This is a genomic window from Streptomyces sp. NRRL F-5755 (assembly GCF_001279365.1).
Lineage (GTDB): Bacteria > Actinomycetota > Actinomycetes > Streptomycetales > Streptomycetaceae > Streptomyces > Streptomyces rimosus.
Genome location: NZ_LGCW01000295.1, coordinates 308,260 through 329,214, shown reverse-complemented (window position 1 = coordinate 329,214; position 20,955 = coordinate 308,260). Strand labels below are relative to the sequence as shown.

The window sequence follows — 20,955 nt, the reverse complement described above, 5'->3', positions numbered from 1 at the left end:
GCCTACGCGTGCCCGGAGGATTCCAGCACCATGCCGACGACGCACGCCACCAGCAGACCGGCCCCGATGACGAACAGCCACAGGCCGAAGACCACGCCCAGCGCGGTCAGCGCCACCGCCAGACCGGTCAGCGGGGGATAGGCGCTGCGCGGCGGAAAGAATCCCAGGCTGCCGTACCGCTCGCGTACCTCGGCCTCCTTGTGGTCCTCCGGCCGCTCTCCCCGTTTGTGGTGATTGAGCGCGCAGAAGCCGCTCACCAGCGAGGACATCAGGAACGAGACGGCCAGCGCCGCCGTACCGGCCGGTTCCTCCGACCAGAAGGCGTAGCCGAGGCCCGCCACGAAGAAGAAGGCCGCCACTCCGGCGAAGAGAATTGCCTCGGTCTTCACATGTGCCGCTCTCTGTGCGGATCGGGCGTCGGTTCGGTACTGCCGCGCTGCGGCGCGGGCAGCCGCAGCACTTCGGGGTGGTGCAGGTCGAACGCGGGGGAGTCGGACCGTACGCGGGGCAGCGCGTGGAAATTGTGCCGGGGCGGCGGGCAGGACGTCGCCCACTCCAGCGACCTGCCGTAACCCCACGGATCGTCCACCGCCACCTTCGGCGCACAGCGCTCCGTACGCCACACGTTGTACAGGAAAGGCAGCGTGGAAAGCCCCAGCAGGAACGCGCCGACCGAGGAAAGCGAGTTCAGTACGGTGAACCCGTCGGCCGCCAGGTAGTCCGCGTACCGCCGGGGCATTCCGCTGGAGCCCAGCCAGTGCTGCACGAGGAACGTCAGCTGGAATCCGATGAAGAGCGACCAGAAGTGCATCCTGCCCAGCCGCTCGTCGAGCAGGCGCCCCGTCAGCTTCGGCCACCAGAAGTAGAAACCGCCGAACATCGCGAAGACCACCGTGCCGAAGAGGACGTAGTGCAGGTGCGCGACGATGAAATACGAGTCGGTGACGTGGAAGTCCAGCGGCGGCGACGCGATCAGCACCCCGCTCAGCCCGCCGAGCAGAAAGGTCACCAGGAATCCGCCCGCCCACAGCATCGGCGTCTCGAACGACAGGCTGCCGCGCCACATGGTGCCGATCCAGTTGAAGAACTTCACACCCGTGGGCGCCGCGATCAGAAAGGACATCAGGGAGAAGAACGGCAGCAGCACCGCGCCCGTGGCGAACATGTGGTGCGCCCACACGGTCGCCGAGAGCATGGTGATGGCGATGGTCGCGCCCACCATGCCGATGTACCCGAACACCGGCTTGCGGCTGAACACCGGGACGATCTCCGTGATCACGCCGAAGAACGGCAGGGCGACGATATAGACCTCCGGATGCCCGAAGAACCAGAACAGGTGCTGCCACAGGACCGCCCCGCCGTTCGCCGGGTCGTAGATGTGCGCGCCGAAGGTGCGGTCCGCCTCCAGGGCGAGCAGCGCGGCGGTCAGCACCGGGAACGCCAGCAGCGCCAGGATCGAGGTGAACAGCACGTTCCAGGTGAAGATCGGCATCCGGAACATGGTCATGCCCGGGGCGCGCAGGCACATGATGGTGGCGATGAAATTGACCGCGCCCAGGGTGGTGCTCAGGCCCGATACGACAAGGCCCATGGTCCACAGGTCGCCGCCGGTGCCCGGCGTGCGCAGCGCGCTGTTGAGCGGCGCGTAGGCGAACCAGCCGAACGACGCGGCGCCCTGCGGGGTGAGGAATCCCGACACCACGATCAGACCGCCGAACAGGAACAGCCAGTACGTCAGGGCGTTCAGCCGGGGGAAGGCCACATCGGGGGCGCCGATCTGCAGCGGCATGACCGCGTTCGAGAACCCGGCGAACATGGGCGTCGCGAACAGCAGCATCATGATCGTGCCGTGGATGGTGAACAGCTGGTTGTACTGCTCGGCGCTGACGATCTGCAGACCGGGCCGGGCCAGTTCGGCGCGCATCAGCATCGCCAGCGCTCCCGCGAACAGGAAGAAGCCGAAAGCGGTGACGAGGTAGAGGTTCCCGATCACCTTGTGGTCGGTGGTGGTCAGCCAGCGGCGTACGGACCGGCCCACCGTGTTGCGGGGCGCCGCGGCGGCCTCCGTACGCGTGCACTGCTCGACCTGGACCACCGGCAACCTCCGCCCGGCCCGCGCCGGAACCCGGCACGGGGACGCCGACACGTACCGCGACGCACGCGTGCGCCGGACCGGCGCGTGACCGAGCCCGGCACCGGACAGCCTGGCATCAGCGCGGCGGGATTCCCGGCGCCCACGGGGCGGCGCGGGCCGCCGTCACCCGGAAGGGCGCACCGGTGCCCCCGGGGGAGGGGCACCGGTGCGGAAGCGGACGGCGGAGGAACACCGGCATACCGGGGCCGAGTGCTCGGCTCAGGCCCGGCGGGTCCTCTCGGCTGCCGCCGGGCCACGGCGCAGGGAGAGCAGCCTGTGCAGGAGCCCGCCCGGGGATGTGGCGGGCGGGGACTGCTCCGGGACGGGGACGGGAGCCCGGGAGGCTTCGGGAACGGAAGGCTTGTCCCGGGGAGCTTCGGAAACGGGAGCCGTGTCCCGGGCGGTCGCGGGCTCGGAACCGGCCCCGGCGGTGGTCGCGGGGCGGCCGGGCCCGGAGGCCGGTCCGAAGTCGTCCGAGTCGTACGCGAGGGCGCGCAGGTAGCCTTCCAGCGCGCGTTGGGGATCGATGGGCATGACGCACCTCTCCTGCTGGTCGCTGCTGCGGTGTGCGGGAGCGTTCGCGCCTTCTCCGGCGTACGTCGTCAGGGGACGCCGCGCCGGCCGGTTCCGTACGGACCGGCGGCTTCGGAGCGTGGCGGAACGCGGTGCGGTCAGCAGCGCAGCACGGTGTGGTGCGCGCGGGCGTTGGCGTCGTTGCGCACGCCCGGCGGCGGAACGGCCCGGCGGGCGAGGGAGCTGACCCGCACGGGGTGGTGCGGCAGCGAGGGGGCGAGGGTCTGCGCCGTGGGGCAGCGGTCCGTACGCCCCGTCCTGGCCGCCCGGGAAGCGGCCGCCTGGGGAACGCTGTCGTCGGCGGCGAGTTCGGCCGACGCGACGGTGACCTCGGACTGCCCCCGAGCCGGTTCGCAGGCCACGGGAGCCGCACCGCACAGCGTGATCAGCACGGCGACCAGCATCAGGACACCGGCCCGCAGCGGGGACCGGCGCATCGGGCGGCCCCCGTGGTCCAAGCGGTGTCCCCCACGGCTCATGCACAAAGGGTAGTCATTCGATTACCGTCCGCGCATGTCGTCGAACGGGTGAGTTTCCCGCCGCGAAGCCGCTTTCCCGGGCGTGGGGCCTCTGTGCGGCGCACCCGCAGGACCGAACGCGTCCTCCGAAGGAGGTGAAGCGCGGCCCCGCGGGTGTCGGTGACATGCCCCCGGGGGAAAGGATCCAGGCGTCGGCCCGCGCGCACCGTGCTTCGAGCAGAGGCCGGCGGCAGGCAGGTTCCCACCCGGCTCCGCCGCCGAGGAGCTGCCGGGTGTCCCCCCGCACGTTGGAGGAACCATGCCCGTGCAGCCTGCCCCGCTCCGCCCCGTACCCGGCCCACGCGGCCTGCCGTGGCTCGGAAACCTGCCCGCCTTCGGCAAGGACCCGCTGGCGTTCCTGACCCGGCTGCGGGACGCCGGCGACGCCGTGACGTGGTCCCTCGGCCCGCGGCGCAGCCTGTTCCTCTCCCACCCGCAGCACATCGCCGAATTCCTCGCCTCCCGGGACGGCGCCTATGACATCCTGCGGATCGGCTGGGCCCTGCACCAGCTCGTCGGCGAGAGCATCCTGCTCACCGCGGGGGCCGAGTGGCGCCGCAAGCGCGGCATGGTCCAGCCGGCCGTCCGTCCGCGCCAGGTCCGCCGCTTCGCCCGGACCATGGTCGACAGCACCCTCGCGGCGGCCGGCGGCTGGCGCGACGGCGACCGCTTCGACCTGCGGCGGGAGATGACGCTCATCACCCAGCGCGTCGTGCTCCGCACACTGTTCGGCAACGACCTCGGGGACCGGACCCAGGCCCTCGGCGCGGCCATGGCGACGGCCGAACGCGCGGTCGCCACCGAGATCCGCGGCCTGCCTCTGGTCCTCCCGCCGTGGGTGCCGCTGCCCTACCGCCGGCGTCATCTCGATGCCGTCGCCACCATCGACGCCGAGATGCGGCGGCTGATCGGCGCACGGCGGGCCGGGGCGGACGCCGGGGACGGCGCCGGCGCGGACGGCGGCCGGGGCCAGGACGGCGACCTGCTGACCCGGCTGCTCGCGGCACGGGACGAGGAAGGGCGTCCGCTGTCCGCCAAAGAGGTCCGGGACGAGGCGGTGTCGCTCTGGGCGGCCGGTCACGAGACGACCTCCACCGCGTTGACGTGGACCTGGTACCTGCTGTCCCGGTCGCCCGGTGCGCGGGCCCGGCTGGACGACGAACTCGACCGCGTTCTTGGCGGCCGTCCGCCCACCGAAGAGGACTACGAACAGCTGGTCTGGACCCGGCAGATCGTCAAGGAGAGCCTGCGGATGTATCCGCCGATCTGGCTCGTCCCCGCCGTGGCCAAGGAGGGCGTCGTCCTGGGCGGCCGCGCCATTCCCGCCGGTACGACGGTGTGGTGCAGCCAGTGGACGGCCCACCGGGACCCGCGCTGGTTCCGCGACCCCCAGGTGTTCCGCCCCGAACGCTGGGACGCCGACGCCCCCGACGTCATCCCCGAACACGCCTGGTTCCCGTTCGGCGGCGGCTCCCGCGGCTGTATCGGCGCCCGGTTCGCCCAGATGGAGGCGACTCTGCTCATCGCCGCCGTGGCGCAGCGCTTCCACCTGGACGTCACGCCGAAGGAGGCGTCGCCTCGCACGGGCATGGTCATTCAGCCGGCTGTGCCGCTGATCGCCACGGTGCGCGCTCGTTCACGTCCGTAACGGCGTGACGGCCGAAGCAGGCCGCGAACGGTGGCCCCGTCCCAGGTCCGGTCCTTGGCCCGTCAGCCCAGAATCCCCAGCTCCGTATCCGGACGGCAGCCGTAACACGCCTCCACGCCCTGCCCGAGGGCGTCCACCGCCTGCTCGCGGCTGATCGCCCGGCCGCGTGCCTGGCCGCACCCGCCCACATGGACCCGGACGGGGCGCCCGCTGCGGCCGCCGAGCCGTTCGGTCTCCAGCAGCCAGTCGGGCCGTGGCGGCCGGATCGGCGCGGGGCGGTTCCGCTCCTGCTGTTCGAGGAACTGGATGCGGGCCCGGACCGCGGTGAGCTGCAGGCGCAGCCATGTCTCCAAGGTGCGGAGGCGCGGCAGGTCAGGGGGCAGTTCGCTCACGTGTTCGAGTCTAGCCTTCCGGGACACCTCTGTCCGTACGGGCCCGGGCCGGTCGGTCAGCCGTCACGCCCGCTCGGCGCGGCGGCGGAGGAGGAGGGGGCCGCCGCGGGCGGGGCGGCGGTCGCGCGGACCGGAGTACGGCAGGTGACCGCGGCGCACAGGAGCGCGGCGGCGATGCCGCCCAGGTGGGCGCGGCTGGAGAGGGTGGAGGTCAGGACGCATTCCAGGGAGAAGGTCAGCGCCGTGCCGTAGATCAGCAGAGGGGCCCGGCAGGCCCAGCCGACGCAGATCAGCAGCCCCACGACGGCGGCGGACGGCCCCGTGTCGGCCAGGACCGCCTCGCCCGCGGGGACCGCCAGCGGGTGGCCGGGGCCGAGGGTGAGCAGGAACCGGGCGAACAGCGTCGCCGCCGCCGTGACGACGAGGGAGACGGTCGCCGTGCGCACCGTACCGAGGACGCACTCGGCCACCCCGAAGATCACGATCACCTGGGCGAGGGCGCCCCACCAGGGCAGTCCCGGCGCGGGCGCGAACAGCGACAGCGGCAGCCGCAGCGGCACCAGCCAGAGCGGGACGTCGGCCCGCACCCCGCCGAGCGCCCAGACCAGCCGGGAACCGGTGTCCGTCAGGGCGAGGGCATGGCAGGTGATCACCAGGAGCACGGAGGCCGTGGTGAGCGGTACGGCGGCCAGGCGGCGACGGCACAGGGCGGCCCATGTGGGGCCGGCGACGCGGTGCCACTGACCGAGGAGAGCCCGTCCGATGCGCACGGCCGGGTTCGGCGCCGGGGTGTGTGCCGCACGGTCGCCCGGTGCGGCGGCAGGGTGGCCGGGGACCGGCGGACGCGGTGCCGGGCGGTGCGGCGGTCGCCGCTGCGGGTGGGACGGGCGCGTACGAGGGCGCTGCGTGCGGGAGGGCTCCGTACGGGAAAGCTCCGTTCGGGAAGGCTCCGTACGGGAAAGCCGCCGGCGGGAGGGCTGCTGACGGGCGGGCTGCCGGCGGGAGAGGCGCCGTTCGGCTCCCGGCAGGGCCCGTTCCCGGCGCGGCAGGGGCCACCACGCGCCGGTCACGGGCGGGTCCTGCGCGGGCGAATTCCGCACGGACGGGTCCTGCGCGGGCGGGTCCTGTGGGTCATCGAGCCTCCGACGGGAACCGGCGACGGCGTCGCGGTCCGGCGATCGTGATCGGTCGTTCCTCGTTCGCTGCTCACTCGTTCCCCCCGAACGGCTCCCGGGGGCCGTCGGTGGCGGGCAGTTCACCCCTTCGCCACGGGTGCCCCGCCCGGCCACGTACATGTCAGCCGTACGGCGGCGGGCTGACCGCGCGTCAGCCCGCCGCCCCGGCGGATCCGCCCGGCCGCGGGCCGGTCCACCGCCTCCGTCCTGGGGAGATGTCAAATTACGACGTTCCTCGTACAATAAAGATCCCCGCCCGACACCCACACCGATCCCCGGCTGCACACCGACCGTCCGGAGCCGACTTCCAGGAGCCGCCATGCCGACCACCACGACGCCCTCAGCCGACCGGCCCGGTGCCCGTGTCCTGGACCACCCGGACGTCACGGCGATCCGCCTCGAAGACGTGCTGCACGCGCTGGCCGACCCGATGCGGCTGCGCATCGTCCGCTGTCTCGCCGAGGCCCGGGGCGAACTGTCCTGTGCCGGCATCGAGCTGCCGGTCAGCAAGTCCACCTGTACACACCACTACCGGGTGCTGCGTGAACACGGCGTCATCACGCAGATCTACCGCGGTACGGCCAAGATGAACGGGCTGCGCCGCGCCGACCTCGACGCGCTCTTCCCCGGCCTGCTCGAACGGGTCCTGGAGGCGGCGGAACTCCAGGACGGACGGCTGGCCGGCTGAGCGGCCGCACCCGCTCCGTCCGGCATCCGCCGGCCCGCCTTCCACCCCGGCCCGTACGGTCGTATCTCTTGCACCCCGGCCCGTACGGTCGTCCCTGCGCCCGTACGGCACCTGCTCAGCGCTCCCCGCCCGCGGCCGCCACCAGCAGCCCCGGCCAGTCGGCGATCTTCACGGTCGTCCGCCCCAGCTCGCGGCCGAGCGCCGCCTCCGCCGCCTCGATGCTCAGCCAGCCGGGCCAGCGCACCGGCCGCTGCCCCGCCCGCCGCAGCTCGGCCACCGGATCGTCCGGCAGCGGCACCCGCGCCAGCGCCTCCGCGTCCGCCAGCAGCGCGGTCGCGGTCTGCTTCGCGCACGGCCGGTTGGTGCCGATCACCCCGGTCGGGCCGCGCTTGATCCACCCCGCCACGTACTCGCCGGGGGAGGGCGCGCCGTCGCGCAGCACCCGCCCCTCCACGTGCGGCACCGTCCCGGTCGCCGCGTCGAACGGCAGGCCCGGTTGCGGTGTCCCCTTGTACCCGACCGAGCGCAGCACCAGCTGCGCCGCGATCTCCTCGTACTGCCCCGTGCCGGTCACCCCGCCCGACCCGTCCGGCACGGTCCGCTCGAACCGCACCCCGCGCACCCCCGAATCCGGGTCACCGATGATCTCGACGGGCCGGAGGAAGAACCGCAGGTGAATCCGGCGGCGCTTGGCGTGCACCGCTCCCGGCGCCCCGTCCGCCGCGCCTCCCGTCCCTTCCCCACCGGCCGTCTGCCCGGCCCAGCCGCGCAGCACCTCCACGTTGCGCCGGTTCACCGCGGGCAGCCCCGCGGAGTCGCCGTACGCCGGGTCCAGCGCCAGTTCCCCGGGCCGTACGACCACGTCCGCACCCGGCAGCGTGCCCAGTTCCCGCAGCTCCTTGGTGGTGAACTTGGCCTGCGACGGCCCCCGCCGCCCCACCATCCACACATCCTCGACCCGGCTCTCCGCGAGCGCGCCGAGCGCGCCCTGCGGGACGTCCGTACGTGCCAGCTCGTCCGCCCCGCGCGCGAGAATCCGCGCCACGTCCACCGCGACATTGCCCACGCCGATCACCACCGCCGAGCGCGCGGCCAGCGGGAAGCGGCCGTCCGCCGCGTCCGGGTGCGCGCTGTACCAGGAGACGAAGCCGGTGGCGGAGTGGCTGCCGGGCAGGTCCTCGCCCGGAACGCCCAAGTGCCGGTCGGTGGCGGCCCCCACGCAGTACACCACCGCGTGGAACAGACGCCGCAACTGCCGCGGGTCCAGCCCGTCGGCGCCCACGTCGACATTGCCCAAAAAATGCACGCGCGGATGCTCCAGCACCGTACGGAGGTTGTGCTGCAGCGACTTGATCTTCTCGTGGTCGGGCGCGACACCGTAGCGGACCAGCCCGTACGGGCATGGCAGCCGGTCGAGCACATACACCTCGACGTCCGGCACGGCTTCCTGCCCGACCAGCGCCTGAGCGGTGTAGACGCCACTGGGTCCCGACCCGATCACTGCGACGCGAAGCACGAAAGGCCCCTTCCCGCGGATTACTTCCAGAATCCCACCGGTGTGAGGTGGGCGGGAGGTGTGCTGCCGAGGTTGGCGGGCGGGCATGCATGGGGGCGGGCATGTATGGGCTCTTGCCGGGGGCGTCGGGCGGGTGGAGTCCGGCGGGGGAGCGGCACAGGCTCCCCGTCTCTTACGGATCTAGCCTTCCGCCGCGGCAGGCGAATCGGCCGGTGACGGGCCGGGTGGCGTGGAAGGACCGGCCGAGGCCGGGCCGGGCAGCGGCGTGGGCCCCTCCGGGCTGGTGTTCAGGAGCGGAGGCGGGCCCTCCAGCGGCGGTTCCGGGCCTTCGTTCGGCGGCACGCCCAGCTCCCAGTCGAGGCCGTACCGCTGGAACAGCTCGGCCCGCAACCGCGCGGCCGGCATCGGCGCCCCGGGCAGCAGCACCGCCACCACCGACCCCATCAGCAACGCCCGCAGCAGCCGGTAGTCGGTGTCCGGGTCCTTCGAGCCGTACCGCTCGACCGTGTCACGCAGCAGGAACGCCAGCCGCTGCTGCTCGGGGCACTGGATGAAACCTTCCGCCGTCAGGATCCCGGCCATGTGCGTACGCATCAGCAGCGGACGCTCCTGCGCCAGCCCCAGGATCGCGTCGATCGCCCGTGCCAGCCGCTCCCGGCCCGCATCCTCACCCGTCGGCACGGGCTCGCGCTCCAGCGCCGCCTGCAGCGAGTGGTGCATCAGCCGGTGCACGGCGGACTGCAACAGCTGCCGCTTGCCCGGGAAGTAGTACGAGATCAGCCCGCGCGCCGAACCGGCACGGCAGGCGATGTCCCCGAGCGTCGTCGCTTCATACCCGCGCTCGTCCACCAGCTCGACGGTCGCCTGCAACAAGCGCTCCCGGGAACGCCGCCGCAACTCTTCATTGACCGAGGGGCTGCGGGGGGACATGCTGTTAACTCCTGCGTTGACTGGCTGGGAGCCAATATACTCAGCAGGTCTCCGGATGTCCGCCCCGACGCGGCCAGGACTCCGGCCGAGCTGCCCGGGTCGGGCGACGCGGGGGATCGTCCGACCCGGGCGGCTGCGATGCCGGTGGCACGCCCTTGGCCTGCGCCGACCGGGCTTTCAGCGCCTTGCGGTGTGGTGCCGCGCCACGCAGTCCTTTCTCCCCAGCCACTCCCCGGCGGGTCCACGCGCGCGAGGTCGCATGCGCGGGGCCGCATTCTCTGGGCGTTCCCTTCCGGCCGGGCAGGCACCCGGCCAGCCCGGCCGGCCATCGTTGACCACTGCGGGCGGCGGGTCGTCGCGTACCCCGAGCAGCCGACTTTCGACCGCGGAGTGCCACGCTCGAAAAAGCCTCTGTAGCCCGATGCGCCAAAGCGCCTGGAAAGCCTCCGTATGCCACTCTCCGGGGTTTTCCCGGTTCGCATGCAGGGGGGATTGGCTTGCGGGCTGAACGGTGGCGAGGTGGCTGCCTGGGCGTCTTCTCGCCCTGGGTTCGCGTCGGGCTTTCCGTATTCTGGACGGCGTCTCGTCGCCTTCCCGGCCTCGGGATCTGTGGGCCCCGGGGGTCTTCTTCGGTCTGCCCGCAACGCGATTTCCGTCCAGCGATCCGGCCGCTCTCGCGCCATGGGGTGCGGGGGCGCGGTTTGCCATGCCCGAAAAGAGAGCATTGTGACGACTTCCGGCACTCACGCCGCCTCCGACATCTCCGGCGCCGAGCAGAACGGCCATGCCGGGTCTGCCGCGTACGACGCCACCGCGATCACCGTCCTGGACGGGCTCGACGCCGTACGCAAACGGCCCGGCATGTACATCGGCTCCACGGGCGAGCGGGGGCTGCACCACCTGGTGCAGGAGATCGTGGACAACTCCGTCGACGAGGCGCTGGCCGGGGTGGCCGACCGGATCGATGTGACGGTGCTGGCCGACGGCGGTGTACGGGTGACCGACAACGGGCGCGGCATCCCGGTGGGCATGCACCCGGTGGAGAAGAAGCCGGCTTTGGAAGTCGTACTGACGGTGCTGCACGCGGGCGGCAAGTTCGGGGGCGGCGGGTACGCGGTCTCCGGCGGTCTGCACGGGGTGGGCCTGTCGGTGGTCAACGCGCTCTCGACCAGGCTGTCGGCGGAGATCTGGACCGACGGCCACCGGTGGACCCAGGAGTACAAGGGCGGGGCGCCGGTCGCGCCGCTGGCCCGCCACGAGGCCACCTCGAAGACGGGCACGTCCCTGACGTTCTGGGCGGACGGCGGCATCTTCGAGACCACCGAGTACTCCTTCGAGACGCTGGCCAGGCGGTTCCAGGAGATGGCCTTCCTCAACCGGGGGCTGACCCTGACCCTCACCGACGAGCGTGCGTCGGCCCGCGCGACGGTCGCGGCCGACGAAGCGGGCCCGGACTCCGCGGGGGAGCGGGCTGCGAAGACGGTCTCCTACCGCTACGACGGAGGCATCACCGACTTCGTCGCCTGCCTCAACGCCCGCAAGGGTGAGCCGGTCCACCCCTCCGTCGTCTCCATCGCCGCCGAGGACACCGGGCGGCTGCTGTCGGTGGAGGTCGCGCTGCAGTGGAACAGCCAGTTCGCGGACAGTGTCTACTCCTACGCCAACACCATCCGCACCCATGAGGGCGGCACCCACGAGGAGGGCTTCCGTACGGCGCTGACCACGGTCGTCAACCGGTACGCGCGCGAGAAGAAGCTGCTGCGGGAGAAGGACGGCAACCTCACGGGCGAGGACATCCGTGAGGGCCTGACGGCGATCATCTCGGTCAAGCTGGGGGAGCCGCAGTTCGAGGGCCAGACCAAGACGAAGCTGGGCAACGGCGAGGTCAGGACGTTCGTACAGAAGGTCGTGCACGAGCATCTGACGGACTGGTTCGACAGCAACCCCAATGAGGCGGCCGAGATCGTCCGCAAGGCGACGCAGGCGGCCACCGCCCGGCTGGCGGCCCGTAAGGCCCGTGATCTGACCCGCCGCAAGGGCTTGCTGGAGTCGGCGGCCCTGCCGGGCAAGCTGTCGGACTGCCAGTCCGGCGATCCGGCGAAGAGCGAGATCTTCATCGTCGAGGGCGACTCGGCCGGTGGCTCGGCCAAGTCCGGCCGCGACCCGCGGTACCAGGCGATCCTTCCCATCCGCGGCAAGATCCTCAACGTCGAGAAGGCCCGTATCGACAAGATCCTGCACAATCAGGAGGTCCAGGCGATGATCTCCGCGTTCGGCACGGGCGTGCACGAGGACTTCGAGATCGGGAAGCTCCGCTATCACAAGATCATTCTGATGGCGGACGCCGATGTCGACGGCCAGCACATCAACACCCTGCTGCTCACCTTCCTCTTCCGCTTCATGCGGCCGCTGATCGAGGCCGGGCACGTCTACCTCTCCCGACCGCCGCTCTACAAGATCCAGTGGGGCCGGGACCACGTGGAGTACGCATACTCCGACCGCGAACGCGACGTACTCCTGGAACGGGGCCGGCAGGACGGCCGCCGGGTCAGGGACGACTCCATCCAGCGGTTCAAGGGCCTGGGCGAGATGAACGCCGAGGAGCTGCGCATCACGACCATGGACCAGGAGCACCGCGTGCTGGGCCAGGTCACCGTCGACGACGCGGCCGTCGCCGACGCGCTCTTCTCCGTCCTGATGGGCGAGGACGTCGAGGCCCGGCGCTCCTTCATCCAGCGCAACGCCAAGGACGTCCGCTTCCTCGACATCTGACGGCGCCGGAACGTCCACGCGCCCGCGCCGTCCACTCGCCCAGGCCGCGCCTGCGGCCTGGGCGTCCCGCCCTTGCCCGTCCGCAGCTGAAGAGAGCACTGCGTGAGTACGTTCCCCGGCCCGTTGACCAACGAATCTACGCGAGGCCGCCGTTGCTCATCAGCAGCTGACCGTTGATCCACTCACCTTCCCTGGAACACAGGAAATCCACCAGGTGCGCGGTGTCCCGAGGAGTGCCCAGCCGGCCGAGCGGGCTACTGCGGATGCAGTGCTCCCGGACTTCCTCGGTCATCCAGCCGGTGTCGACCGGTCCGGGATCGATCGCGTTGGCGGTCACCCCGAGGTGGGCGAGTTCATGCGCGGCGGCCAGGGTGATGCGGTCCAGGGCTCCCTTGCTCGCCCCGTAGGGCAGATTGCCGACCGTGTGATCACTGGTGAGGCTGATGATCCGGCCGGTGCCTCGTTCCGCGGCGAAACGGCGGCCGAACTCGCGGATGAGCAACCAGGTGGCGCGCGCGTTGACAGCGAAGTGCCGGTCGAAACTCTCGACGGTGGTGTCGAGCAGCCCGGAGTCGACAGACTCGCAATGGCACATCACCAGTGCGGTGACACCGCCCATCCGCTGCTCGACCTCGTCGAATATGCGCGCCGCGGTACCGGGGTCGGCGAGATCCGCCTCGATCGCGATGGTGGACGCACCCTGTTCAACGAGAGCTCGGCTGATGACTTCGGACGCGCCAGGCTCTCTGCCCCAGCTCATGCGGTCGTCATAGGGGGCCCAATAGGTGAAGGCGATGTTCCAGCCCGAAGCGGCCAACCGGCGGGCGATGCCCGCGCCGATACCGGCCGTGCGTCCCACGCCGGTGATCAGGGCGAGCGGACGGCCGGCGGGAGGGCCTTGTTGTTCACGGGCGGGTTCATCGTGGTCGGTATTCGTCGTCACGGTCCGGAATCGTTCCCGAACAGCACTGGGCCGTCAATCACTTACTCGGCGGGCGGTGGGTCCGTGGGATGGGGGAGTTCACTCCTTTGCCGCCTTTCTGCCGTGGCGCCGCACCTAGGCGAATGGTTCCGAGACACCGCGCCGGGCCGGCCGGCATCGGGCCCGCGGGTTCTTAGAAAGCTCTTAAAACTGTTTGCTACGGTCCGATTCGGGTCGGGTCGGCGCCCAACGGCGTTCGCGTCCGGCCGAAGGGAAGCGACGAAGAGCATCCCGGTTTCGGGGGAAACCCAGCGCGTCCGGTACACGGGGAGGTGGACGCCACGAAACGCCGCGTCTGTCCGGTGGGGACGTCCGTGCCGCACCGCGGCCGTACCGGACCGCCGGAATCTGGCTCCGGTCGATTATGTCCTGCCGGTGGAGAAGTCCTGATGCATCTGCCCGAGTGGGCGCAAGCGTTCACGCTTGAGAGCCACCCCGCTGCGTGCAGCTTTCCTTGAATGTCCCGCCAGCCGTACCGGCTTGCCTTTCGCGCCTCTCAGGGAGCGAATTCCTTCAGGCGTGTGGAACGACGGAAGCAGAACGACATGAACGACGACGGGCGGGGCGAGGCGGCAGGCCGCGGCGGACCGTACGACCCGTACGGCGTGCCCGCGCGGCGGAGCGGTCCCGCGCACGGTGCGCACCCACTCATACCGGCCGGGCGCGCGGACGAGCTGGCTGCCCTGGACGCGGTGGCACACGAGGCGCTGGCGGGGCGGGCGCGGGCCGTGCAGTTGGAGGGGAGCGCCGGAATGGGCAAGTCCGCGCTGCTTCACCACTGGCTGGACACGATCCCCGACTTCCGCGTCCTGCGGACGCGCTGCTGCCTGCTCCAGCGCGACGTTGCCTTTGGTACGGCCCGGCGGCTGCTGCGCCCGCTGCTCGCCAGGGCCGGTGCGGCGGAGCGCCAGGCGCTGCTGGCCGGTACGGGGGAGGCGGTGGCGCGTCTGCTGGGCCCCGAGGAGCCCGAGGAGGAATCCGGGGGAGAGGAAGGCGGGTTGGCTCCGGAAGGCACCGTCGAGGTACTGGCGGGCCTGGACCGCATGGTGCTGCGGCTGGCCCAGGAGCATCCGCTGCTACTGGCGATCGATGATCTCCAGTGGGCCGATCCGCTGTCGCTGCGATGGCTGGCGCACCTGGTCAACCGTACGGACGCCTACCCGGTTTTGGTGGCCGTCACCACGCGTACCGGTGAACGCCCGGCTGCCGTCGCCCCGTTCACCGACCTGGTTCATCCCGCCACCTGCCGCACCCTCACGCTGCGGCCGCTCGCCCCGGCGGATGTGGAGGGCCTGGTGGCGGCCGAGTTCGGCGTACCCCGCCCGGACGAGTCCTTCTGCGCCGCCTGCCACGCCGCCACACAGGGACACCCCCTATTCCTGCGCGCCCTACTGGGCGACGCCCGGAGCGCCGGTCTGCGGCCCACCCGCGAGGACCGCGACAAGATCGAGTGTCTGAGTCTCTCCGCGCTTGTGCCCGAAATCGGGCACTGGCTGGGCCGGGGTTCTTCGATCATGGCCGAGCTGGCGCGGGGTATCGCGATCCTGGGCGACGGTACGCCACGGGCGCTGCTCGCGGCGTACTGCGGCACCGGCCAAGCCGTACTCCGCTCGGCCGAGCGGCAACTGCGTTCCCTCGGGCTGCTGCGCGAGGGCGACGACCTGCGGTTCGTCCACCCTGTGGTCCGCGAGGCCGTGCTGACGCAGTGGAGTCCCCAGGAGGTCGGTACGGCGCACGCGCGGGCGGCCCAGGTCCTGCACCTGAGCGGGCGCCCTGCCGAGGAGACGGCCGCCCACATCACGGCCGCCGGGCCCCTGGCCGGCAGCTGGGCCCTGGCCGTCCTGCACCGGGCCGCCGACGAGGCTTTGCGCCGCGGCGCCGCCGAGACGGCCGTCGCCTACCTGCGGCACGCTCTCTTCCAGCCGGCCGCGCCCGCCGAACACGCGCAGGTCCTTCTTCACCTGGCGGACGCCGCGAGTTACTACGACACCGCGCTCGCCGCCTCGTACGGTTCGGCTGCACTGGAGGGCCTCACCGACGAGTCCGCCCGGTGCGCGGCCCTCGGCATCCTGGCGTACTCGCACCTGTTGTCGCCGGGCAGCCTCAGCGGCCGGCTCGGCCTCCAGCGGCTGAGCGCCGAGCTGACCGCCCGCAACAGCACCATGAGCGGCGACCGGGAACTTCTGCTGCGTACCCAGGCGTTGATCGAGTGGCTGGAGTGCGAGCACCCTGCGGCGCGTACGGTGTTCGCCGCTTCCTCCGCCGCGCCCGACGCCGCCTCCGGTGCCGTTCCACATCCCGAGCCGGGCGCTGGGCCCGACGGCGTGCTGGGCGGCGGCACCCTCGGTGAGCGCCAGCTGCTCGCCATCCGCGCCTTCACCGCCCTACGCGCGGGCCGCCCGGCCGAAGAGGTCACCGCGCTGGTGGACCAGGCCCGGGCCAGCCTGCCCGCCTTCTCCCACAGCCTGTTCCCTCTGCACTCCTTCGTCGGTCAGTCCCTCCTGTACCTGGACCGTCTCGACGAGGCAGACGACCTGTGCACCCGCCTGCTGCGCGAGACACAGGACAGCGGCAGAGACCTCCTGGCCACCTACCTGCTCATCTACTGCGCCGCCATCGCCCTGCGCAGAGGGAACATCGCCCAGGCCGCCACCGTGGTACGCACCGTGTCCGAGAGAGCCGGTGCCACGGCCGACTCCCCCTGCCGCACGACGCTGGACATCATCACGATCGACACGCTGGTCGAACAGGACGACCTCCAGGCGGCCGAGCGGACCGCCGCGGGCTACTGCGCGGCAGCCTTGGCGGAGACCTCCTGGGAAGGGCCGCGGTTGCTGATGAGCCTGGCCACGCTGCGCAGCGCCCAGGGCGACCCGCGCAGTGCCCTGGCCCTGCTGCGGGAGAGCAGCCACCACTTCGAAACGGCCGGCATCGTCAACCCGGCCATCGTTCCCTGGCGATCGCGGACCGCCGGCGTCAGGCTCCTGCTGGGCGATACGCGAGCCGCCCGGAACCTGGCCGAACAGGAACTGGAGCTCGCACGGGAATGCCGGATACCGAGGGCCGTCGGCGTGGCCCTGGTGGCCACCGCGAACGCGGCCGAAACCGAGCGGAGTACGGAATTGCTCGCCGAGGCGATCAGCGTCCTGGAGCGCACCCCCGCGCGCCTGGAACTCGCCCGGGCCCTGCACGCCTTCGCGGGTGCGCTGCTGCGCCGCGATGACAAGTCCGGCGCACGCAAGGCGCTGCGCCGCGCGAGGGGCATAGCGGCCCGGTGCGGAGCCTTCCGGCTGGCGGGCCGCGTACAGCAGCGGCTGCACGACGCGGGAGGCCGGGTCACCGGCCGGGAGGCGGACGGCGGCGGCACGCTGACCGCGGGCGAGGAACGCGTCGCCGTACTGGCAGCCGCGGGGATGAGCAACAAGGAAATCGCCCAGTACCTCTTCGTGTCCCTGCGGACCGTGGAGACCCATCTCACCGCGACCTACCGCAAGCTCGGTATTGGCGGGCGTCCTGAATTGGCCGCCGAAATGGCGGCGTTGACCGGTCCGCGTGGCCAAGGACCGGCTCCCGCGGCCTGACCCGCGTCCTCACGGCCTGTCCCCGAAGTCCGCGTCCACGACGGTTTCTCGTGGTTCTCTGCCGCGTTTTCTCGTGGCCCCCGGCCGTCCACGGCCCGTACATGGAAATTACCCTGGTGTTCCCTTCCCGCAGTTCCCTTCGCTGTCACTGCATGACATAACTGGTCCGTATCCGCGAGGCGTTGACCCGTAAACCGGGCCGCCCGTTCACGAGCGCTCCGGCGCCCCGAGAGAAAAGTAGTCAGACATGAGATGGTTGTCCGTTTGCGCCGTAGCGGTCGTGGGAGCCGGAGTGACCGCAGGACCGGCCGTGGCGGCCACGCCGTCCGCCGCGGGGCACCAAGCCGCAACAGCCGGACCGACGGTGCACTGCACGTCGAAGAATCCCGAACTGGCCCGGAAACTGGCGGACGACATAGCCAAGGCGCTGGCCGGCCGCAAGAGCATGGCATCGCTCTCCTTCTACGACCGGCCCACCGCCACCCAGTGCACTTTCGACCCTGACAAACAGTACGACTCGGCCAGCGTGGTGAAGACCATCATTCTCGGCGCGCTGCTGTACCAGAAGGGCGGAACCCTCACCGAGGCGGAAGGCGCCCTCACCCGCAAAATGATCACCGCTTCGGACAACGGTGCCGCAACCGCCCTGTGGAGGCAGCTGTCCGATCTGAAGGACCCGAAGAAGCCGGACCCGGTCAAGGTCCAGGCATTCCTCGACAAGGCCGGGATGCGGGAAACGGTCCCCGACAAAGAGGGGAACTGGGGCCTGACCCAGGTCACCGCGAACGACCAGGCCAAGCTGCTGCGCCTGCTGTCCGGCAACGACAACTCGGTCCTCGGCGCCAAAGCCCGCTCCTACGCGCTCGACCTCATGCGGCAGGTACAGAGCGACCAGCGCTGGGGAGCCACCGCCGGCGCTCCGGCCGACGCCGTGATCCAGGTGAAGAACGGCTGGCTGCAGCGCAGCAGGAATCCCGACGTCCCGGAATTCGACAAGGGGGACTGGAAGGTGAACAGCATGGCCGTCCTCGCGGGGAAGGGCTACGACTCGGGGCTGGTCGTCCTCACCGAGAACAACCGGGTTCCGGTAGGGCGCCCGGCAGAGGACGGGATGAATTACGGCATCGAGACGATAGAGACCATATCGCGCGCTATATATCGAGACGTTTATCCCGGGACGGAAGCCTACAACCCGAGCGGCCCGGCTCCCGCGGCCGCCAAGCCGTCCGCCCAGCCGCCCGTGGCGGGCTGAAACGTCAGGTTGAGCGCCGCAGGGGCGCGTGGGGCCGGAGCGCCGTGGGCGTTCCGGCTCGCCCGCTGTGGGCGCGCAGCGGGGGACGGAGGTGGGAACACCCGGTCGTAGGCGGCCAGTTGCGGTGATGGTGAGCGGCAGGTCCATACGCCACGGCGACGCCGGTACGGGTGGACTCGTAGCGCTTGTGTTGTGGTGGCGGCCCCCGGCCGGAGGGTGGGATGGAGCCGGGGGCCGCCGGTTCGGGGGCGGTCAGCGGTTGCGGACCAGATAGCGGCACCGGTGTGCTGCGTTGCCGGAGCCTGTCGGCGCGGCGCAGGTGTGGGGCCGCGGGTGCTGACCGCAGGCGGCAGGACGGCAACGGGCGGGCGCGGGCGGTGCCTGGTGTGGGGCCATGCGGTGATGGCAGCCGGCAGGTGCCGGCTTCCGATGGCCGGGCGGCGCGGTGACGAGCGAGGTCCGTAGCGCTGGTCCGGTGCCGATTTCACGGGCGAGCAGTTGCGGCACCAGCCCGGCTGCCGTCGCCAGCACACCTATGGCCAGCATCAGGCAAACAGTTCGGAGCATGGCGTCCCCCTACCGTGTGCTGGACACGTCGCCCTGCACACTCGCCGGTCGCATCAATTCCCTGGCGGTCGAAGCGGCCATGGCCGCCGAGCAATCCCGTCCTCGTAGGACACAGGAAAGGGCCCTGGGTCTTTGGCCCGTCTCTCGGGCCCGATCGGGCCCGTTCCGGTTGGCTGCGGGGTGTTTTCGCCTGCCGGTGAGCCACCGTAACGCGAATTCTTAAGACCGGATCTCAGAATTCCGGCTCCGGACGAAATCTCGTGGTCGGGGCGACGCTGTCTCGTGGTGCTACTGCGCTGACGCTGTTGACCGGTCCGGCCTCGGCAGCGCGGCGGCGCGGTGGGGGAGCCGGCCCCGCTCAATCCGTTTCCGATGTGCCGTTCGCTTTCCGGGCCGTGGCTGCGCGCCGTGGCTCCGTGGGCGTCAGCAGCGCGGCGAGCCGGTGGGTGTCCGCGAGGTAGCGCTCGTAGGGGAAGTCGGCCTTGAGGAGGGCGGTGCGGAGTTCTTCCTCCAAGGGCTTGCCCTCGGCCAGGAAGGTGGCCTGGCCCGTCGGCGTGAGGGCGACCAGGCGTCGGCGCCGGTGGGCGGGGTCGACACTGATCGTTACGTACCCCTCCGCCTCCAGCGGGCGCAGGGCGCGGCTGATGGCGGGGTCGGATACGGCCAGGGCCTCGGCGAGCTGGTGCTGGGTGGCGGGCTGGATCTCCTCAAGGGTGCCCAGCAGGCGCAGCTGGCTCGGGGAGAGACGCTGGTCCGGGCCGGAGCGGCGCCGGGCCGCCTCGCCCATCAGCATGACCACGCGGTGCAGGAGCTCTGCCAGTCCTTCGTCCATGCGCCCACCCTACCGGATGCTTGCCCTGTTAATATTAACCATGCAACACTCAAGCTCATGAACACTCTCCCTTACGCCGTTCAGACCGCGTTCCCGCTCCTCTTCATGCTGGTGCCCGCCCTCGGAGCGCTGCTGAGCTGCCGCCGCCGCGCCCCCGGCCGGCCGGCGGCGGAGATCTGGCAGCGCTGGTGGGCCGTCGGCGCCCTCGGCATCGGAAGCCTGTGGATCACGTTCGCGTTCCTGGCGGTCCCGGACGCCATGGCCGACACCATCGGCTTCGCCCGCTCGCCGTTCCAGTTCGAGATCGCCTTCGCCAACCTCGGCCTCGCCGTGCTGGGCTTCCGCGGCGCGTCCGCGTCGCCCCGCGAGCGCCTCACGAGCGGGCTGGCGGCCGCCGCGTTCCTGTGGGGAGCCGCGATCGGCCACGTCCACCAGTGGTTCGCCAACGGCGACCACGCCGCCGGCAACACGGGTGGCATCCTGGCCAACGACCTTCTCATCCCCGCCGTCATGATCGCCCTGGCCACCCGGGACATCCGCCGCGCCGGCCCGGGGCACGCCGCCCGCCCGGCCGTCTGACCGCGTTTCTCCGCAGCCCGCCGCCGAGTTCGGCCGGACGAGTTGCCGGCGGAGCGAGAACGACGGTCTCGCCTCCGCGCAGGGCTTGTGCTGAACTGCGCCACACAATCCGCAAGCGACGATGAGGGGTCCGCGATGCCTCTTGAGGGCGTATACGAGCCGAGTCCGGCGCAGTGGGTGCGCGACCAGGTCGAGTTGTACGAGAGTTCGGGCGGCACGCGGGGGACGACGCTCTGGGACACGGGCCTGCCCGTCGTCATTCTCACGACACGCGGCGCGAAGAGCGGCAGGCTTCGCAAGGTCCCGCTGATGCGCGTGGAGCACGAGGGGCGGTACGCGGCCGTGGCCTCGAAGGGCGGCTTCCCGCGCCACCCGGTCTGGTACTTCAACCTCAAGTCCGACCCGCACGTGGAACTCCAGGACGGGGCCGTACGGCAGGACATGACGGCCCGTGAGGTCGTGGGGGAAGAGAAGGCCGAGTGGTGGGAGCGCGCGGTCGCGGCGTTTCCGATGTACGCCGAATACCAGGAGAAGACCGACCGCGTGATCCCCGTCTTCGTGCTGGAACCGGGCATGTGATGGGCCGGGCGGTCTCATGAGACGGGGTATCTGCGTCTGACCGAGTGGCGGGTGAGGGCAGCTCGATCGCCGCCCTCACCCGCGACCACGGCATCGGATGCCAGCGGATGCGCACGGCGCTTCAAACGAAAGGGGACGCAGGCCCTCCGCCAGGCCGCCAAGCACCGGTGCGGGTACGGGAATTGCGGCCCACTCCTCGCCCCCACCCCCAGGGGGCGCACCCAACCCCCGCGCGCT

17 protein-coding genes are annotated in these 20,955 nt (G+C 71.4%); 7 read left to right on the top strand and 10 right to left on the bottom strand.

Annotated elements, in window-relative coordinates:
- Window positions 1-2 precede the first annotated feature (2 nt).
- The 4 genes from ADK86_RS32595 to ADK86_RS32580 all read right to left on the bottom strand — a co-directional run bounded on the left by ADK86_RS32595 (window position 3) and on the right by ADK86_RS32580 (window position 3,186).
- The gene (locus ADK86_RS32595; protein ID WP_053699823.1) at window positions 3-389 is read right to left on the bottom strand and encodes a cytochrome c oxidase subunit 4; all 387 of its coding nucleotides are present in this window, start codon (window positions 387-389) and stop codon (window positions 3-5) included.
- The gene (gene ctaD / locus ADK86_RS32590; protein ID WP_053699822.1) at window positions 386-2,095 is read right to left on the bottom strand and encodes a cytochrome c oxidase subunit I; all 1,710 of its coding nucleotides are present in this window, start codon (window positions 2,093-2,095) and stop codon (window positions 386-388) included. The genes ADK86_RS32595 and ctaD overlap by 4 nt, the downstream gene beginning before the upstream one ends.
- A gap of 258 nt (window positions 2,096-2,353) precedes the next feature.
- Complete coding sequence (locus ADK86_RS32585) at window positions 2,354-2,668, bottom strand: hypothetical protein (protein ID WP_053699821.1); 315 nt, start codon at window positions 2,666-2,668, stop codon at window positions 2,354-2,356.
- Between the two features lie 137 nt (window positions 2,669-2,805).
- Window positions 2,806-3,186 carry a hypothetical protein gene (locus ADK86_RS32580; RefSeq protein ID WP_159394012.1) on the bottom strand — a complete coding sequence of 127 codons (381 nt, stop codon included), beginning with the start codon at window positions 3,184-3,186 and terminating at the stop codon, window positions 2,806-2,808.
- A 298-nt stretch (window positions 3,187-3,484) separates the two neighbouring features.
- On the opposite strand from ADK86_RS32580, the gene ADK86_RS32575 reads away from it, so the two are divergent.
- On the top strand, window positions 3,485-4,873 hold the full coding sequence (locus tag ADK86_RS32575; protein WP_053699819.1) for a cytochrome P450: 1,389 nt from the start codon (window positions 3,485-3,487) through the stop codon (window positions 4,871-4,873).
- 62 nt (window positions 4,874-4,935) lie between these two features.
- Here the strand turns inward: ADK86_RS32575 and ADK86_RS32570 are convergent, their stop codons facing one another.
- Both ADK86_RS32570 and ADK86_RS32565 read right to left on the bottom strand, forming a co-directional pair.
- Window positions 4,936-5,265 carry a DUF6233 domain-containing protein gene (locus tag ADK86_RS32570; protein WP_053699818.1) on the bottom strand — a complete coding sequence of 110 codons (330 nt, stop codon included), beginning with the start codon at window positions 5,263-5,265 and terminating at the stop codon, window positions 4,936-4,938.
- Window positions 5,266-5,321: 56 nt separating this feature from the next.
- Window positions 5,322-6,035 (bottom strand): hypothetical protein, encoded by a 714-nt coding sequence (locus ADK86_RS32565; protein ID WP_053699817.1) that lies wholly within the window; start codon window positions 6,033-6,035, stop codon window positions 5,322-5,324.
- A 724-nt stretch (window positions 6,036-6,759) separates the two neighbouring features.
- Here ADK86_RS32565 and ADK86_RS32560 point away from each other — a divergent pair.
- The gene (locus ADK86_RS32560) at window positions 6,760-7,128 is read left to right on the top strand and encodes an ArsR/SmtB family transcription factor (protein ID WP_053699816.1); all 369 of its coding nucleotides are present in this window, start codon (window positions 6,760-6,762) and stop codon (window positions 7,126-7,128) included.
- A gap of 115 nt (window positions 7,129-7,243) precedes the next feature.
- On the opposite strand, the gene ADK86_RS32555 is transcribed toward ADK86_RS32560, so the two are convergent.
- On the bottom strand, window positions 7,244-8,644 hold the full coding sequence (locus tag ADK86_RS32555; RefSeq protein WP_053699815.1) for an FAD-dependent oxidoreductase: 1,401 nt from the start codon (window positions 8,642-8,644) through the stop codon (window positions 7,244-7,246).
- Window positions 8,645-8,824: 180 nt separating this feature from the next.
- Window positions 8,825-9,574: a TetR/AcrR family transcriptional regulator gene (locus ADK86_RS32550; RefSeq protein WP_053699814.1), complete on the bottom strand. Its 750-nt coding sequence runs from the start codon at window positions 9,572-9,574 to the stop codon at window positions 8,825-8,827.
- 726 nt (window positions 9,575-10,300) lie between these two features.
- Between ADK86_RS32550 and gyrB the strand changes: the two genes are divergently transcribed.
- The gene (gene gyrB / locus ADK86_RS32545) at window positions 10,301-12,346 is read left to right on the top strand and encodes a DNA topoisomerase (ATP-hydrolyzing) subunit B (RefSeq protein ID WP_053699813.1); all 2,046 of its coding nucleotides are present in this window, start codon (window positions 10,301-10,303) and stop codon (window positions 12,344-12,346) included.
- 136 nt (window positions 12,347-12,482) lie between these two features.
- Here the strand turns inward: gyrB and ADK86_RS32540 are convergent, their stop codons facing one another.
- The gene (locus tag ADK86_RS32540; RefSeq protein WP_053699812.1) at window positions 12,483-13,289 is read right to left on the bottom strand and encodes an SDR family oxidoreductase; all 807 of its coding nucleotides are present in this window, start codon (window positions 13,287-13,289) and stop codon (window positions 12,483-12,485) included.
- 584 nt (window positions 13,290-13,873) lie between these two features.
- On the opposite strand from ADK86_RS32540, the gene ADK86_RS32535 reads away from it, so the two are divergent.
- Window positions 13,874-16,909: a helix-turn-helix transcriptional regulator gene (locus ADK86_RS32535; RefSeq protein ID WP_078952403.1), complete on the top strand. Its 3,036-nt coding sequence runs from the start codon at window positions 13,874-13,876 to the stop codon at window positions 16,907-16,909.
- Between the two features lie 310 nt (window positions 16,910-17,219).
- Window positions 17,220-18,161, top strand: coding sequence for a serine hydrolase (locus ADK86_RS32530; protein ID WP_234346149.1), 942 nt, complete (start codon window positions 17,220-17,222; stop codon window positions 18,159-18,161).
- Between the two features lie 925 nt (window positions 18,162-19,086).
- Here the strand turns inward: ADK86_RS32530 and ADK86_RS32525 are convergent.
- Window positions 19,087-19,560: a MarR family winged helix-turn-helix transcriptional regulator gene (locus ADK86_RS32525; protein ID WP_053699810.1), complete on the bottom strand. Its 474-nt coding sequence runs from the start codon at window positions 19,558-19,560 to the stop codon at window positions 19,087-19,089.
- Window positions 19,561-19,617: 57 nt separating this feature from the next.
- Here ADK86_RS32525 and ADK86_RS32520 point away from each other — a divergent pair, with 57 nt between their 5' ends.
- Both ADK86_RS32520 and ADK86_RS32515 read left to right on the top strand, forming a co-directional pair.
- Window positions 19,618-20,139 carry a DUF6790 family protein gene (locus ADK86_RS32520; RefSeq protein WP_053699809.1) on the top strand — a complete coding sequence of 174 codons (522 nt, stop codon included), beginning with the start codon at window positions 19,618-19,620 and terminating at the stop codon, window positions 20,137-20,139.
- 135 nt (window positions 20,140-20,274) lie between these two features.
- Window positions 20,275-20,718, top strand: coding sequence for a nitroreductase family deazaflavin-dependent oxidoreductase (locus ADK86_RS32515; RefSeq protein ID WP_053699808.1), 444 nt, complete (start codon window positions 20,275-20,277; stop codon window positions 20,716-20,718).
- Window positions 20,719-20,955: the final 237 nt, after the last annotated feature.

What these genes read in the sequence shown, in the direction of transcription:
- ADK86_RS32515 (WP_053699808.1), top strand. Translation starts at nt 20,275, where the DNA reads ATGCCTCTTGAGGGCGTATACGAGCCGAGTCCGGCGCAGTGGGTGCGC.
- ADK86_RS32585 (WP_053699821.1), bottom strand. Translation starts at nt 2,668, where the DNA reads ATGCCCATCGATCCCCAACGCGCGCTGGAAGGCTACCTGCGCGCCCTC.
- ADK86_RS32575 (WP_053699819.1), top strand. Translation starts at nt 3,485, where the DNA reads ATGCCCGTGCAGCCTGCCCCGCTCCGCCCCGTACCCGGCCCACGCGGC.
- ADK86_RS32560 (WP_053699816.1), top strand. Translation starts at nt 6,760, where the DNA reads ATGCCGACCACCACGACGCCCTCAGCCGACCGGCCCGGTGCCCGTGTC.
- ADK86_RS32520 (WP_053699809.1), top strand. Translation starts at nt 19,618, where the DNA reads ATGAACACTCTCCCTTACGCCGTTCAGACCGCGTTCCCGCTCCTCTTC.
- ADK86_RS32525 (WP_053699810.1), bottom strand. Translation starts at nt 19,560, where the DNA reads ATGGACGAAGGACTGGCAGAGCTCCTGCACCGCGTGGTCATGCTGATG.
- ADK86_RS32580 (WP_159394012.1), bottom strand. Translation starts at nt 3,186, where the DNA reads ATGAGCCGTGGGGGACACCGCTTGGACCACGGGGGCCGCCCGATGCGC.
- ADK86_RS32535 (WP_078952403.1), top strand. Translation starts at nt 13,874, where the DNA reads ATGAACGACGACGGGCGGGGCGAGGCGGCAGGCCGCGGCGGACCGTAC.
- ADK86_RS32550 (WP_053699814.1), bottom strand. Translation starts at nt 9,574, where the DNA reads ATGTCCCCCCGCAGCCCCTCGGTCAATGAAGAGTTGCGGCGGCGTTCC.